The sequence below is a fragment of the Candidatus Electrothrix sp. genome (genome assembly GCF_052785085.1).
The window spans coordinates 1-16,183 of sequence record NZ_JALAAI010000090.1 but is presented as its reverse complement, the minus strand read 5'-3'; the positions used below and the strand labels follow the sequence as shown (position 1 = coordinate 16,183).

Here is a 16,183-nt window from a genome sequence, read left to right as displayed (position 1 = left end):
CGCACTCTCTGGCACTACATTAAGAATCCGAAAATCTGTGATGAGTAATTACAGATATTTGAAAGAGGAGCAAGGCCCCAAAAAGGACTTTTTTTCGTGTTTTGAGCACAAATCCTACGAACTTGGGTTAACCATTGGCAATACTCCTGAGCATCCTCCCAACTGACATTAACCACCGGTCGTTGTCCCCCACCCCAACCTTCATCATTTGCCTTATTACGCCCTGTGGCAAGGCAAAAGGCATCATATTCCTCAAAGGTCACCGGATAACGACCTATGGCAAAGCTGTTCAATTTTACCTCATGGACCGGTCGTTCATCCTTTCCTCCTTTTCCCTGGATATCCCCCATGCGGAAACGCCCTCCGGGCAGGAGCATCATTTTTGGCCCAGGCTTTCCATTCTTCAATTGATCCTGTATCGGCCAGGAAGCATTGTACCTTTCTACGTACCCTTGCGGATCAATATCACAAAAATCAAGATGATCAACATGACAAAGTATTCCATCAGCAAGATCGACAAAACGGGTCAACTGGTCCGTAGCCCGCAACGGCTCCTCACCAACAAGCTGCTCATGCACCACACCCCAAGCCAACAAAAACTCCTGAATCGTATAATGACTGAAGCGAAAGGCCCGATCCGAATTACGATTCAGCAACGAACGACCACCCAGCTCAAATTTCTCCAGCCAAGCAATATTCGCGTCCTCACCAATCAGTTTCTTCAGGGCCTCCTCAGAGATAATCCGGGTTCCCTGCCGCTGCATCCACTCCGCAATCCGCAGGCAAGCCAAAAAGAGTTCCTTGCGCCCAGGCATCCGTCGTCCACCCCACTTCCGCAGTTTACGCACTTCCCGGTCCAGCCACTCATCGAGCAAGGCCTCGTAAACCGTGTAGGCATTCCATTCCTGCTTGCACTCCGCTGAAAGCAATTTGTCAATATGCTGCAAGAGCATGGGCCGCATGCGCAGATCTTGCATATGTCCCAGCAGGCAGCTGGCCTTTTCCCGCTCTTTTTTTACTCGTCCATATTGAAAACTGAAATGATACCAGCGCAGGGGTAACTTCCTCTCAATGAACTCCTTCACCTGCTCATCCGTAAAAGGCGAAAGATAGAGCACCGGGCAATGATAGCCAGCCAGCACCTTGATCTCTGGACGACCCAACCGGTCCGGTTCCATTTCCGGGAAAAACTGGGTCCGGCTGGAGATAACCACCCGCCGAAAATCCTCACTGGCCTGCAAAAGCTCCAGCAGCCGTTCCCGAATCCGTTTCCATGCCTTGGGATCTTCATCCAGAGCATCCAGCAGGAGCACGGTCTCACCCTTATTCGGCAGGGCCTGCACTCGGTTCAGAGTATCTGCCCCCAGCTTGAACAGAGCGCAATTATACCCCCTGGGCCAAAAGCTGGTCAGGTGCATGAGCTTGATCATGAGCAGCAGAGAAGTCTTGCCCATGCCCGCATCAGAAAGGATAAACATCTGATGGCGACCATCCTTCTCCAAAGGCAAATCACCACGAAAAAAGCCGTTGATTCGCTCAAAGGCAGGCTGCTGGGCCGCTGAAATCAAGTCATCCTGATGGGCATCTGCTGGATTACGATCCTGAAAATAGGGCTCAATATACAGATCCCGAAGCAACTCCGGGTCAACAAACTCGTCCCGTAAACGATCAAGCTCCTTTTTCCGTTCCCCGGTCATCCGGCCCAACTGCTTCCACAGGGGCTTTAGCCAGGATGCTTTAACAAAAGTGAGTACTTCCAACGCCATTCTTTTCCTCCTGCAATCATTTCAACGGTGAAACTCCGATATCCACCACCAATGCGTACACAAAATATCTCTTGTAGCACAAATGGAAGAACAGTATCATATTATGGCAAGAGTGGCGATAATCATCATATATTGATACCTTCTCGCCTCCATTTTTCAGCCCGCAAGGCTGTAAACAATCTGCAAAAAGGGGCGCATCATGAAAACACTTCACCTACAAATAGATAACAGTATCTATGGAATAATCCTCTCCATGCTGAGGGGATTACCGAGAAATAAAATTAAAATCATCGAAGAGAAACCCGACAATCCTCAGCCTGCTAACATCATGCAATTTGCCGGTCAACTGGAATGGCCTGTGGATGGTGTTGAATATCAGAGGGAACTCCGAGACTAATTTCCCAGCACGTCTTTTAAAAATACTTCCAAACCCAATGCCCTGAAAGGGCAATATCTATCAAGCCCAGGGTAACACCCTGGGAAACATGACAAACCAAGATACTCGGGGTGTTACCCCGAGCTGGATAAATATAACCCTTTCGGGGTATCAGCAACCTCATGGACAAAAACGTCATACAACAAGCCTGCCAACTCCTCAACACCTCGGACAATGCAGGCGACACATGGTCGCAGGATACAATAACCATCACCCCTCTGACCCCGGATGGTTCCCTGCGGCGGTTTTGCCGGATTGAGCATAAAGACGGGAGAAAGGCTGTGGCTATTGCCCCACCCCCTGATGATACTGCCGGACTGCAAGAGGCCATTTCCGGCTGGCATATCGGCAGGCACCTCTTTGACGCAGGTGCGCCGGTCCCGGAGCTGTACAATTTTGAGGAAGAGACAGGTCTATTGGTCTGTGAGGATCTGGGAGAACAACGACTGCATGATCTGGTGGAAAAAAAATGGCGTGATGCAGAACAGGTTATGCAATGCTATCGCCAGGTCGTAACCGAACTCGCCCGGATGCAGGTACAAGCCAGCAAAAGCTTTGATCCTGCCTGGTGCTGGGAGACGCCACGCTATGACCGCACTCTTATGCTGAAACGGGAGTCTGGATATTTTCTTCGAGCCTTATGCCAGGATTTTCTTGAGCTGGAAATTGATACGAAAAAAATAGCACAGGACTTTCAGGCCCTGGCAGATAAGGCTGCCCAGGCCAAAGCAACCTTTTTCCTCCACCGGGATTTCCAGAGCCGCAATATCATGATCCTACAGGGCAGGGTTCGCTTTATTGATTATCAGGCAGGTCGCCTAGGGCCTCTGGCCTATGACCTGGCTTCCCTGCTCATTGACCCCTATGCTGCCTTGCCCGCCTCAATCCAGGAGGAATTGCTGGAACAGTATCTTGATACCCTGACCGGTCTACTCTCTTATGATCGGGAAAAGTTTCACCAGGAATATCTGCTCCTGGCCCTGCAACGCAACCTCCAGATCCTGGGGGCCTTTGCCTTTCTCAGCCAGCAACAGAACAAACCTTTTTTCCGGCAATATCTCAGCCCAGCCCTGCACAGCCTGCAAACCCTGCTTGCCAAAACAGCCACAGCGGAATACCCTTATCTCAAATCACTCAGCCGCCGATGTGCGGATAAACTGGAAAATCAACCATCAACCTGAACCGCCGCCTTGCCATGAACAAATATTTTTATCGCATTATCGCTTGTTCTGTCTTCCTTTTTTCGCCTCTTGTCCAGGTTCATGCCCAGGACAGCCTTTCACCTGTGGAACAGCAGCGGGAGAAAATAATGGAAACCACTACGCTGAGGAAGACAGCAGACAATCTCCGTCAGAATAATGGGTTGAGCGATGAGGAAAAAGGATATATGTTCCGCTTTAAGATGCGGAAGATGATGCAGGAAAAAATGCGTCAATCCGGCGAATCAATCTGGGGATGGGAACCCACGGAATGGCAGAAGACCCTCCCGGCGATTACCGTGCTGGATAAGGGTGTAACCAAGGCATATAATTTTACCGAACTAATTGAGGCGGACGGTTATCTCTGCCCCGGTTCTGCACGGGCCTATAAAGCGCTGAAGGTTGCCCTGCCTCTTCTCTACAAGGAGGCTACACCAGTAAAAGGCGATTTTAAAATCACCCACGGTGCTGCGCTCTGCACTTCTCTGGTCTACGACTTCTTTATGCAGGGCTACACAGATAAAAAATTTCTTGAACTGGACACAACCATTAAAGAAAAACGTATCACCATTGAGCGCCTCTCTACAGGCAAAAAGGTGACGGTCGTTTTCCCGCCCTCGGAAATCCGGGGACATGATAAGATCGCAGCAGAGGCCGGTGATGCTATCCTGCGGTCCCAGGAAGGTCAGTACCTGACCATTCATGTGGAGAAGAGATAAGGTTGAATCGGGCGGAGATCTTGTCCTTGCTGCTCTTTTTTCTGGCCCCTTTCGTTCCAATCCCTTGTCTCCCAAAGCGGGCAAGCCCTATAGGCGCACTCCTGGTTTTTCTCGTATTGATGACAATGGAGTGAACCCTCTGCTGGCAGGGAAAGACCAAAAAATTCCTGAGACAGCCGTGAGGACTGGGTCAAGGCCACCCATGTCTCCCGCTGGCAGCATCGCCCACCCTTAACCTTTGAAATTTCAGCCAGGATTTCAGCAGTAAAGGCCTGAGCTTGCTGACGTTCACCTGCTTTTATCGGGGTTGATTCTACAATCAGGGCAGCTGCAATCCCGGCCCCCACAGCAGCTCCACAGCAGCCCCAAAAACCGCAGACTCCTCCAGGTACTTTACTGCCCCGATCAATACCAGTAGCAATAATATCCTGATTGATAGCAGCACCATTATTACGAAAGGCCGCCAAAATCACTCCAGGTACCAAGGCATGGTGTTCCGGCCCGTGCATGGGTAATGCAGGATGATTGCGGATACGATTCATCAGGGTGATCATATCCTTTTCCCGGGTGTTCAGACAAACTGAACGGATGACCTCAAGTCCTTCCTGTTGATGGCAGCTGTCACAGACATAATGGCCTACAGTGCAAATGCACGGAGTCATGGTTGCACGGTCACAGAAATAGCAGCTCGCTGCTGTGGCGCTGTCACTGTGATAAACCAATTCTTCCCCGCAAACTGCACAACCGCTCATATGACGGAGAAGAGAACCACTTCCGCCTCCAGATGAATCGTTTTGCCCGACCTCTTCCGGTGATATATCGCAGCAACAGGGTTCCTGGTCAATATTAGCTACAGCCCCCGCCTCATCAAGAAGGAAAACCTGCTCACCCAGCTGTTCTGCTTCCCGACGGGTAAGTTCGCTGATCCGGCCACGCTCCAGGCGCAGCCCCAAGGGTGTTTCCAACGAGAATGCAGGGCCTCGAAAAAGGCAACGTACCTTTTCTTCTTGCTTATCAGTTGATTCTGCTTTGCCCGCCTCGTAGGTCAATGAATAAAAACGATGCCCATCCACCTCCCGATAGGGGAAACGTTTATGAAGATAGACCGAGGAAAAACCGCAGTCTTCCAGCATCACAACAAGATCATCCTGTTGCATGGCCCCGCCCAGACATTCGCCCCGGTACTTGGTGCTGTTTTTAATGGCCGCTGAAACCGGCTCATCACTGACCACATCAGCAACCACCAGCCGTCCACCCGGCTTGAGAACCCGCATAATCTCCAGATAGGTTCTGCGCTTATCCGGGCTGAGATTGATCACGCAGTTAGAGATCACCACATCTGCGCTCTCGTCAGGCAGAGGGATGGCCTCCAGATACCCTTTGCGGAATTCAATATTGTCATAGCCCAGATCATTCACCACAGCCTGCCTGGATTTGTGGGCCAGCTCCAGCATGGCATCAGTCATATCAATGCCGTATACCTTGCCTGCCGCACCAACCTCAGCAGCAGCAAGAAAGCATTCCACTCCGCTTCCCGACCCCAGATCCACCACGGTTTCCCCTGGTTGAGGCGCTGCATCCTTGACCGGACTGCCGCAACCGTAGGATTTCTCTTTCGCCTCCTCCGGGATGTAATTTCCTAAACCCGCAACCGGGTGAAAGGGATTGACAATATCTCTGTTCGCCTGCTGGGCAGCAGCACTGTAAAATTCCCGTACTGAGGAATGCCCATCCTGGTCAGCCAGAGAGATCAGGCAATTACAATGGGTCAGCCCGACAGAACCATCAGAGCCGTTTTCCGTGTCCGGGCAATCATGACGCACATCGCCCATGCGTAGCCGAAACAGGCCCTGATCAGGATATTGTGCTGCCTGATCTGTGATGAGCTGCAAAACAAGCTGTTCGTATAAATCAATATACGGATCATGACCAACCAGGTTATGACCGCTCACCCAGGAATGATCGGGATCACCACCACCGGTAATAAATGATAGGGGCCGATCCTGCCAATCCTCAGCATCTTTGAGGCTGACAGAACGGATTTCCTTGAGCATGGAGTTGTTTTGCCAGACCTCGGCTAATCCCTGATCCAAATGACCACAGGCAAGCTCATCCACCCTGATCAGAGCCGGAGAAGGATAGAGAGTCCCATCAGGTGCCACAGCCAAAGATTCCCAGGCCATATTGGTCAGGTCAAAACGGGAACCAGGCACAGCAAAAACCTGTGCCTTGATAGCCTCCAGGTTATCAATCTTCAGACCCAACTCCTCGCAGACCTGAGCAGCCTTCATAATCTGGAAAAACAAACGAACCTTTGGGACAAACTGGGCAGAGGTTCCCTTGCCCCGGACAAAATGATACATCAGATGAAGCCCGGCTGCACCCAGGGCATGGGCCTGACGAGCAATTGCATCCAATTGCCCCACATTATCGTTGTTCACTGCCACTGAAACAGTAAAGGCTAATCCTGCCTGAACAGCAGCTTCAAGATTATCGCACAGCCTGTTATAGGTATCCTTGCCCCGAAGAAAGTCATGTTCCTTTTCCAGACCATCCAGACTGACCTGGAGATGAATCCGCTCATGGTCCATTGCCATGAGTTCAGCAAGATGCTTTTCTAACAGCAGCCCATTGGTCAGGATCGCCACATGATGGGCCGGATCCTGTTCCAGGACATATTTAATGATCCGACAAAAATCAGGATAGACAAAGGGTTCACCACCGGTGAAATAAAAGAGATGACTGCCCAGGGCTGTTGCCTGTTCAATAGCCTCCTGGAGACAATCCTCAGTCATACTTTCTTTCTTATTGGGAGAGGCAGCAAAAAGACAGTGAACACAGGAGATATTACAGGTGTCTGTGAGATGCAACCAAATTTCCTTTAAAGGCCCCAAGTGCAGATGATGGCTCCGCCCTTGATAGAATTCTGGTTTCCCTTGATCCAACAGATACTCTAAGCGTCGCAAATCACGACCAGCTTGTTCTGCCTGTTCCAGGTCTCCATTACAGCAGTGGTGATGACAAAATGCTGCCACAGCAACTGCCTGCGTATCATGCTGCTGACAGGCCCTGAGCAGCGCATCAGCACGGCTGGAAGGGACAAACCAGTCTGGTTTGTCCTGATCAATGTAGACCGGCATTCCGGCATGTTCAATTCGGTGCAGTCGTGTAACCCATTGCATGGTCATGTAATCAACTCCCATATCTTCAAAATTCAGGCCATAATAGCATCAGGCAGCGGATGTCCAGAATCACGTCCACCCCAGTTGAGTTTATTGCGCAGGATATCAAAATAGCCCTTATGCGGTGAACTAATCAGGCGCAGCGGTTTATTCGCTGCTTCAATGGAAAGAAAATTATTGGCCCGCATGGTCCACCCAAGACGACCATCCACCATGATCTTGACATTGGTTGAAGGTGGGGCAAGCTGGGCTGTCACCCTGGTTCTGGGAGACAGCAAAACCGGACGGGATTCCAGCATAAAAGGGCAAATAGGTGTGACAAGAAGGGTGCATAGTTCTGCATGAGCAATAGGGCCGCCAGCAGAGAGATTATAGGCTGTGGAACCAGTGGGTGTGGAAATAATCAAACCATCTGCCTTATAGGTGGTGATGTATTCCCGATCTGCCCAACAGCCAAGCCGCATCACAGGTTCAGTGCTTCCTTTGACAATGACCACCTCGTTCAGGGCAAAGAGAGAAGGGCCAACAGAAGCACCATGTTCGTCCAGCAACTCAGCCCGGAGCATCATCCGCTCCTCAATGGTGATTCCGTTGTTCAGGATCTCTTCCAGGGCCTGATACATCTCTCCGGCAACGACCTCAGTAAGAAAGCCCAGGTTGCCGAGATTAATACCAACCACCGGGATACCATACTGTGCTGCCTGGGCTGCCACATGCAACAAGGTCCCATCACCCCCCAGAATAGTCAGTATATCCATGTCTGGATCAATCTGATCCAGATCCGCCTTTATTGCACGCATTCGGTACCAATCAGCCAGTTCCTGGCCCACACTGAGCACATCTGGCGAGTCTTTACGGATGATGATCCCGACATAGCGAATATACATAAACTTTATTGCCCCAAGGCCTTAGAGCGCTCTGTTGCTGCCTCCACGGCAGTCATGACAGTTCCTCGCAAGCCTCCTTCCTCCAGGGCCTGGATCCCGGTGATCGTGGTACCACCTGGTGAGGTCACCCTGCCCTTAAGCACAGCAGCTGGTTCCTTGGTTTCCATAGCCAGTTTGGCAGAACCATACAGGGTCTGTACAGCAAGCTCTTCAGCCACGGGGCGGGGTAAACCAGCCAGTACTCCGCCATCAATCATGGCCTCAAGAAAGGTAAATACATAGCCTGGGCCGGAACCACTCAGGCCGGTTACCGCATCAAGGAGATTCTCTGGCACTTCAATGCAAATGCCCACAGCGGAAAAGATCTGCTGGGCAATCTCCATATCTTCCTGACGGATATTCTGATTACCGCTCATGGCTGAGGCACCGGCCAGCACCAAGGCTGGAGTATTGGGCATCACCCGAATGATGCGGAGGTGTTCCCCGGCAAGTTGTTCTATACAGCTCAGAGGAATACCAGCAGCAATGGAAATAAGCAGGTGTTCTTTCGTAAGTTGGGCACTGTACTGACGCAACACCGGTTCCATAATCTGCGGTTTTACAGCCAAAAGAATCACCTGACTCTTTCCGGTCAGCTCTGCCGGACTCTCCACCCCATTAATCCCATACGTTTTTTCCAGATACTCCCGTCGTCGCCCCATGGGCTCAGCCACGCTAATATTTTCCGATGCAATCAGATCTGACTCTATCATGCCACGAATCAGGGCCTCTCCCATCTGGCCACCACCAACCATGCCTATAGATAATGTTTCCTTCATAGTTTCTCCTCGTTTCCCAAAGATACAAATCAATAAACCATCTGCTTGTAAGAAGAGGATGGTCTTGAAATAAAGTCCTTTTTAAACAATGCAGCAGGAACAGGGATACCCCTGTAACCTTGTATTTCTTTTCGTCATCATACCAGTATATGAAAAAAAATCATCTTGCAAATCATCTTTCAGTAATGCCCCGTCAGGTCGCTGCAGTGCTGCAGTGCCGTTTTTTCCTGCTGCAGGAACATTTTCTCCCACTGCAGAATGATTTTATCCCGCTCCAGCAGGACTTTTACCTGCTGCAAAAGGAGTTTTGCCTGCTCCAAAATCTTTTTCTCCGGTTACAGGATGATTTCTGCCGCTTCGGGAAGGTTTTTTCCAGTTACAGCAATGGATTCTCCTCGTACAGGACGATTTTTTCCTGTACAGTGTGAGTCTGGGTCAGCTGGCTACCAACGTAACACCGAAAAACCTTTCCGGCTTTCTTTCACCTTGAAAAAAACGCCCAAGACTATTAATATGCAACTGTTGAATTTACTCTAATCTTTCAGTCAGATATTGATGTACTGGTAAATTCACGTCAATTGGGAAGAAGTACTACTGGGTTACTCTGCAGAACACGCATCAATAATTGAGCAAACCTTCCTGCCTTCAAAAAGAAAGGTTTGTCTGTTAACTTATAGGAAGGAGAAGAATGAAGAAAATTCGCAAAGCCGTTATCCCTGTTGCCGGACTTGGCACAAGGTTTCTACCCGCAACCAAGGCTATTCCTAAAGAGATGCTCACCATAGTTGATCGTCCAACGATCCAGTATATTGTCGAAGAAGTGGTGAACTCAGGAATCGAAGAGGTGATTCTGATTACCTCAGCAGGAAAATCAGCTATAGAAAATCATTTTGACTATAATTACGAGCTGGACACCATGCTTAAAGAAAAAAACAAGCATGCATTACGGGAGGAGCTGGAACAGACTTCTTCCCTTATTGATGTTGTGTCTGTTCGTCAGAAAGAACCTCTCGGCTTGGGCCATGCTATTTGGATGGCCCGCAAAGTTGTAGGCGACGAGCCTTTTCTGGTCCTGCTGGGAGACGACCTTGTCCGCAGCCAAACACCGTGTTGCCAACAAATGATTGATCTGTATGAAAAAGTTAATGAATCTGTTGTCGCTATTCAGCGAGTCCCTATGGAACAGACCAATCAATACGGCATTGTTGAGGGAGAAAAGACCAATATAGACCGCACCGTTAAGGTGAAACAGATGGTGGAAAAACCAGCACCTGGTACCTCTCAATCTGACATGGCCATTATTGGCCGCTATCTTCTGATGCCGGAGGTCTTTGATGCCCTGGGAAAAACCAGCCCCGGTCATGGCGGTGAAATCCAGTTGACTGATGCCCTCCAGGCCCTTGCTGATCAACGCGGTATGTATGCCTATGAATTTGAGGGAAAACGTTATGATGCTGGCGACAAGCTGGGCTATCTCAAGGCCATTATTGATATTGCTTTGGATCATCCCACTCTTGGCGAACCTTTGCGTGATCATTTGGCTTCCATCTGTGATCACAAAACCTGCCTTAAATCATAATAATAAAATATTGGCGACACAATCCGTATGACTGTGTATGAGGTTGCTGTCGCCGCTCCTCTTTACGGCACTCTGACCTACGCGCAACCTCTTGATTGTACAACTCCCCTGCCCCTTGGCCTTCGGGTCTTGGTTCCATTGGGAAACCGCTTGGTCACCGGCTATGTCCTGACCTCCCCGGCACCCTCTCCAGATGTTTCATATCAGATTAAGCCCATCCTGGAACGACTTGATCCTGCCCCTCTTTTCCCGGAACAGCTCATACATTTTTTCCAATGGGTTGCTGATTATTACCATCACCCGCTGGGCGAGGTCATTCAAACGGCCCTGCCATCAGGGCTCAAGGCCAGCTCAGGGCACGAAATCAACCTGACTGAATCTGGTCGTGAATATCTGCCAGCAGCTCTCACCCATGTAAAAAAGCGTACTGCCTGGATGGATCGCTTATTGACGAACGGCAAACTGTTACCAGGAACTGTCAGAACCATACGAAATAAATCAGCCATGCAACCCCTTGTCCAAACATGGCAAAAAAAAGGCTGGATTGAGATAAAAGAGGTTATTGTCAGACCGTTGACAAGAGAAAAGAAAGAAACTGTGGTCAGGCTCAATAGTGCGCTTGAGGAAAAATTTCAAAGTCTATTTCAGAGCCTACGAGAAGATTCAGAGGATTCCCTCCCGACCCTTGCCCATCCTCCCCTTGTAGAGGGATTGAAAAAATCTGAACAAAAAACCTTAGACCTCTTTTTTCATCAGAGCAAAGGTCGCTCAGTCCTGCCTCGTGCTGAACTGACCCGCCAATATTCCGGTGCTGGCAATGCCTTGCACAGTCTTGCAGAGCAAGGGCTGATCACCCTTGAACAACAGCGGATTTATCGGAATCCTTTTGGTAAGGTTCCGCCTTTTTTTCCCAAACCAGAACGCCTCACCCTGGAACAAGAGCAGGTTATCAGCAAGATAATTCCTGCTCTTGACACAGGTGGTTTTCAACCTTTTCTTCTCCATGGCGTGACTGGCTGCGGAAAGACCGAGGTTTATCTGCGTGCAACAGAACACTGCCTGAAACAGGAAAAAACTGTGCTTATCCTGGTTCCAGAGATCGCTCTGTCTTCCCAACTGGAAGGACATTTTTACTCCCGTTTTGGCGATACTCTGGCTATTCTGCACAGCGGTATTTCCAAGGGGGAACGCTTTGATCAATGGCAACGGATTCTTCAGGGAAAAGTGCGTATTGTTATCGGGGCTCGTTCCGCAGTCTTTGCCCCGCTTGCTGCTCCTGGCCTGATCATTGTTGATGAAGAGCATGAACCCGCCTATAAACAAGATGACGGCCTTCGCTATAATGGCAGAGACATGGCTGTGCTGCGGGCAAAATTTGCTGACTGCCCGGTTTTGCTCGCCTCAGCAACTCCCTCTGTGACCAGTTTTTATCACGCAGAACAGGGCAAGTATTGCCTGCTTACCATGAGCAAACGGATTCATGATCAGGTAATGCCTGAAGTGGATATTGTTGATCTCAGGGAAAAGCAGGAGAAAAGAAAAAGCACTTTTTTTTCCGAGCAACTTTTCACTGCCTTGCAGGAAAATCTGGAAAAAAAACAACAAAGTCTTCTTTTTGTCAATCGTCGGGGCTATGCTGCCTTTATGCTGTGCCGGGATTGCGGATATATCATCCAATGTCGTCACTGTAAGGTTTCTCTCACACATCATCAGAGAGATAATCGTTTGCTCTGTCATTACTGCGGCTATTCAACAACCCCGAATCTTGTTTGCCCGGACTGCGGCTCTGGTTCGGTTGTTGGCCTGGGAGCTGGTTCTGAACGGATTGAGCAGGAAGTGCGCCAACTCTTTCCCAGTGCCCGTGTTATCCGTCTGGACAGTGATACCACCAGAAACCGCAATGCCTATCTTGATATCTTAGAGCAGGTACGTAATCATGAAGTAGACATTCTGGTGGGCACCCAGATGGTCGCAAAAGGACTTCATTTTCCAGCAATGACCTTAGTAGGAGTTGTATGGGCAGATAGCGGGTTAGGAATTCCCGATTATAAGGCAGCAGAGCGATCCTACCAGCTGTTGGCCCAGGTGACCGGCAGAGCAGGGCGTGGGCAACATCCTGGCAAAGTTATCATTCAGACCCATCAGCCGCAACACTATGTGATTGAATATGCTCAATCTCACGCATATAGAGACCTATATCGACAGGAAAAAGAACTCCGTCAGGCACTTGCCTATCCACCGTTTGGCAGGCTGGTAAATATTCGCTTGAGCGGGAAGCAGGAAGAAGTCGTCAGAACAACAGCAAAGGCTGTAACCTCCTTTTTTCGTTCTCAAATGACCGCACAAAAAAAACAAAGAAGTGATGTGGAAATTCTGGGACCTGCTCCTGCGCCCTTGTCTATGATAAAGAAACGCTTTCGCTGGCAATTATTGCTTAAAAGTAATCGGCTGGAATTGCTTCACAAGCTTTGTGATCTGTTTTTAGAGGAGAAAAAACGTTTTTGCAGGCAGGGAGTCAGGATAGCAATTGATGTGGATCCGGAGAATATGCTGTAATCAGTACAAAAAAAAGAAACACCCCGAAGCGGGGTGTCCTGTCCAACTATAAAAAATACCCTGATAGGAAAAAAAAGGAGGAGTAAACCTACCAGGGTATCGGGTTGAACCTTGTTTCAAATACATGCCCCGGCAGGGAAAAAAGGAGGAGTAAACCTACCGGGACACAGGGTTGAACTTATGTTGTAAAGCAAGCGGGCTAAAATCCCCCGGCAGGAAAAAAAGGAGGAGTAAACCTGCCGGGGATAGGGTACCGCACCCTATGCTATATATAAAAAAGGGGGAAATAAAAAATATTTATCCAGAACCCTGTTGTCTTTGTTATAGCCACCGCTTATCCTGCCTGCTCTTTTCGCATCACGTCATTTTGTAATTATATTTGCTATATTCATGCCACTTTTTTACACTTTACCCGTTCTCTTATAATTTCTTGTAATAACTGCCCTAAACAGGAAAGAGAATCTTTGCCAATAAAACATTCTTCCCATTAACATTCAAAGATGAGTAAGTTTTATCCTTAGCCAGAAACAGAAAGGGTAAAAAATATACATTTTCTCGCCATATCCCATAGATGATAGAGAATACCCTCCCCCGGCCTTGTGACCGGGGTAAACTATCAAAGTAACAGTGATGTATACGTCATGTTGCTTAGAAAAGAAAATCATTCTTCCCTGGTTCCTTACAGTATTCTTTGACTTGTACTCCTCTGATAGGTTACACTCGCCCCTATCGTAAAAAAAATACCTGAGACCCATAAAACAATTTCTTCTTCCCCCTGTGGCAAATCCCGTGTCAGAACATCAATACGACGAATCAAAAATAAAGACCCTCAGCTCGCTGGAGCATATCCGTAAACGTCCAGGCATGTACATTGGCCGGCTCGGTAATGGCTCTGACCCTGATGATGGTATCTATATCCTGCTCAAAGAGGTGATTGATAATGCCGTGGATGAGTATATAATGGGATACGGCAAACAGGTTGATATTGCTATCAAAGAGAATGGGCAATGCCAGGTTCGCGACTACGGAAGAGGCATCCCTCTGGGCAAGGTGGTGGAATGTGTCTCTGTGATTAACACCGGAGCCAAATACAACACTGATGTCTTTCAGTTTTCTGTGGGCCTGAATGGGGTGGGCACCAAGGCCGTGAATGCCCTTTCTGAACAATTCACAGTCTGTGCCTTTCGCCAGGGCCGGTTCAAAAAGGCTGTCTTTGCGCAGGGAACCTTACTCCATGAGGAAGAAGGAACAACAGAAGAAAAAGACGGCACCCTGATTGAGTTTCTACCAGATACCAGCTCCTTTCCCCATTACACTTTTGACCTGGATTATGTTGATCAACGGTTATGGCGTTATGCCTATCTGAATGCGGGTTTAACCCTGTATCTGGAAGCCCCGCCTTCCCAGAAACAACCAGAGGATGCAGAAGAGACAGAGAGCAACACCCCTGCACAGAAAAAATACCATTCCAGCAAGGGCCTCCTTGATCTGCTGGAAAAAGAGCTGGGCGATAAGGGCATCTACCCGCCCATTCAGTCCTCTGAAAATGCTCTGGAGTTCGCCTTCACTCACACAGACGATTATAGCGAGACCTATTATTCCTTTGTCAACGGCACCTATACGTCCGAAGGAGGCACTCACCTTTCTGCCTTTCGTGAAGGAATCCTCAAGGGCGTGAATGAGTTCTCAGACAAGAAATACACAGGAAAGGATGTGCGGGACGGGATTGTCGGAACCCTTGCTGTTAAGGTGCAGGAACCGGTGTTTGAGTCGCAGACCAAGAACAAGTTGGGTAATACTGATATAAAGAGCTGGATTGTCAATGCGGTCCGGGACGCTGTGGCCACCTATCTGTACAAGTATCCAGACAGCACAGAACGCTTTATGGACAAGATCCAGCGTAATGAGCGGATTCGCAAAGAGTTACAATCTGTACGCAAAGAGGCCAAAGCCAAGGCCAAAAAGGTTGCCTTCAAGATACCCCAGCTCAAGGATTGCAAATACCATCCTTCCCGGCACAAACCCTCGAACAAGGGCAAGGAGAATATGGTTTTTATCACTGAGGGACAGTCTGCTGCCGGCTCCATTGTCTCTTCCCGTGATCCCATGACCCAGGCAGTCTTTTCCCTGAAAGGAAAGCCCATGAATGTCTTTGGGCAACGGCTTGACCTGCTCTATAAAAACGATGAGATGTATTCGCTGATGCGGGGACTCAATGTCGAGGACTCCATTGCTGACCTGCGCTTTGATAAGATCATCCTGGCCACAGATGCAGACGTGGACGGACTCCATATCCGCAACCTGCTCCTCACCTTCTTTCTCCATTATTTTGAGCCATTGATCAAGCTCGGCCATGTCTATATCCTGGAGACCCCTATCTTTCGGGCCAGGAACAAAAAACAGACTATCTATTGCTATTCTGACCAGGAAAAGGAACAGGCGATCAGCTCGTTAAAAGGGAGAGGGAAAGCTGCTTCAGTGGAGGTTACCCGCTTTAAAGGTCTTGGCGAAATCTCACCACCGGAATTCAAGCAATTCATTGGCCCTGACATGCGGATTCGCCCGGTACGGCTGGATAATCTCTCAAAAGTCAGCGAGGTGCTTAAATTCTACATGGGAAAAAACACCCCGGATCGTCGTCAGTATATTATGGATCACCTGGTGTTGCGTCCGGTCTGAGGTTGCCGCCGCACAGCGGGTCAGATACAATGCCGCCTGTATGGAAGCTTGGATACCCTGAATACGCAGGAGAAAGGAAGAGAGCATGTCGGATATAAAAATATGGCCCGTGGAAGAGATGGTCCATGAGGATGAATTCACTGACCGGGTGGAGCTGTTGCGCGAGCTGGATCAATGGGTGGCCGCGATTCAACGCATGGGTTCATCAAGCACGGCTCTGATCGCGCCGCGCAGGATCGGCAAGACCGTACTCCTGGATCGGCTGGTGAACACGGTCTTTTTCAAGCCGGAGTATAAAGTCGCCCCATTTTACTTCAAAATGACTCGGGAGAAACGGACGCTCAGGGAGTTTCTTCTGGAAT

At 49.2% G+C, this 16,183-nt stretch carries 12 protein-coding genes; 7 read left to right on the top strand and 5 right to left on the bottom strand.

Going from position 1 to position 16,183, the window contains the following annotated elements:
• Positions 1-14: 14 nt before the first annotated feature.
• On the bottom strand, positions 15-1,766 hold the full coding sequence (locus L2082_RS13675) for an SUMF1/EgtB/PvdO family nonheme iron enzyme (RefSeq protein ID WP_446008472.1): 1,752 nt from the start codon (positions 1,764-1,766) through the stop codon (positions 15-17).
• Between the two features lie 199 nt (positions 1,767-1,965).
• On the opposite strand from L2082_RS13675, the gene L2082_RS13670 reads away from it, so the two are divergent.
• From L2082_RS13670 to L2082_RS13660, 3 genes are all read left to right on the top strand, one after another.
• Positions 1,966-2,163 (top strand): hypothetical protein, encoded by a 198-nt coding sequence (locus tag L2082_RS13670; RefSeq protein WP_446008473.1) that lies wholly within the window; start codon positions 1,966-1,968, stop codon positions 2,161-2,163.
• Between the two features lie 161 nt (positions 2,164-2,324).
• Positions 2,325-3,383, top strand: a complete 1,059-nt coding sequence (locus L2082_RS13665) for an aminoglycoside phosphotransferase family protein (protein ID WP_446008474.1) — start codon at positions 2,325-2,327, stop codon at positions 3,381-3,383.
• Between the two features lie 14 nt (positions 3,384-3,397).
• A complete protein-coding gene (locus tag L2082_RS13660; protein WP_446008475.1) occupies positions 3,398-4,120 on the top strand; it encodes a hypothetical protein in 723 nt (240 codons plus the stop codon).
• On the opposite strand, the gene L2082_RS13655 is transcribed toward L2082_RS13660, so the two are convergent.
• The 4 genes from L2082_RS13655 to L2082_RS13640 all read right to left on the bottom strand — a co-directional run bounded on the left by L2082_RS13655 (position 4,102) and on the right by L2082_RS13640 (position 9,327).
• Positions 4,102-7,308: a DUF5714 domain-containing protein gene (locus L2082_RS13655; protein WP_446008476.1), complete on the bottom strand. Its 3,207-nt coding sequence runs from the start codon at positions 7,306-7,308 to the stop codon at positions 4,102-4,104. The genes L2082_RS13660 and L2082_RS13655 overlap by 19 nt on opposite strands.
• Positions 7,309-7,334: 26 nt before the next feature.
• Entirely contained in the window at positions 7,335-8,189 is an 855-nt protein-coding gene (locus tag L2082_RS13650; RefSeq protein ID WP_446008477.1) for an NAD(+)/NADH kinase, read from the bottom strand.
• 5 nt (positions 8,190-8,194) lie between these two features.
• The gene (gene proC / locus L2082_RS13645; RefSeq protein ID WP_446008478.1) at positions 8,195-9,007 is read right to left on the bottom strand and encodes a pyrroline-5-carboxylate reductase; all 813 of its coding nucleotides are present in this window, start codon (positions 9,005-9,007) and stop codon (positions 8,195-8,197) included.
• A 179-nt stretch (positions 9,008-9,186) separates the two neighbouring features.
• Positions 9,187-9,327, bottom strand: a complete 141-nt coding sequence (locus tag L2082_RS13640; protein WP_446008479.1) for a hypothetical protein — start codon at positions 9,325-9,327, stop codon at positions 9,187-9,189.
• Between the two features lie 368 nt (positions 9,328-9,695).
• On the opposite strand from L2082_RS13640, the gene galU reads away from it, so the two are divergent.
• The 4 genes from galU to L2082_RS13620 all read left to right on the top strand — a co-directional run.
• A complete protein-coding gene (gene galU / locus L2082_RS13635; RefSeq protein ID WP_446008480.1) occupies positions 9,696-10,586 on the top strand; it encodes a UTP--glucose-1-phosphate uridylyltransferase GalU in 891 nt (296 codons plus the stop codon).
• A gap of 27 nt (positions 10,587-10,613) precedes the next feature.
• Positions 10,614-13,142 (top strand): primosomal protein N', encoded by a 2,529-nt coding sequence (priA, locus tag L2082_RS13630; RefSeq protein ID WP_446008481.1) that lies wholly within the window; start codon positions 10,614-10,616, stop codon positions 13,140-13,142.
• Between the two features lie 789 nt (positions 13,143-13,931).
• The gene (locus L2082_RS13625; protein WP_446011855.1) at positions 13,932-15,821 is read left to right on the top strand and encodes a DNA topoisomerase IV subunit B; all 1,890 of its coding nucleotides are present in this window, start codon (positions 13,932-13,934) and stop codon (positions 15,819-15,821) included.
• A gap of 85 nt (positions 15,822-15,906) precedes the next feature.
• Positions 15,907-16,183 (top strand): hypothetical protein (locus tag L2082_RS13620; RefSeq protein WP_446011854.1); only part of this gene is annotated, 277 nt, incomplete at its 3' end.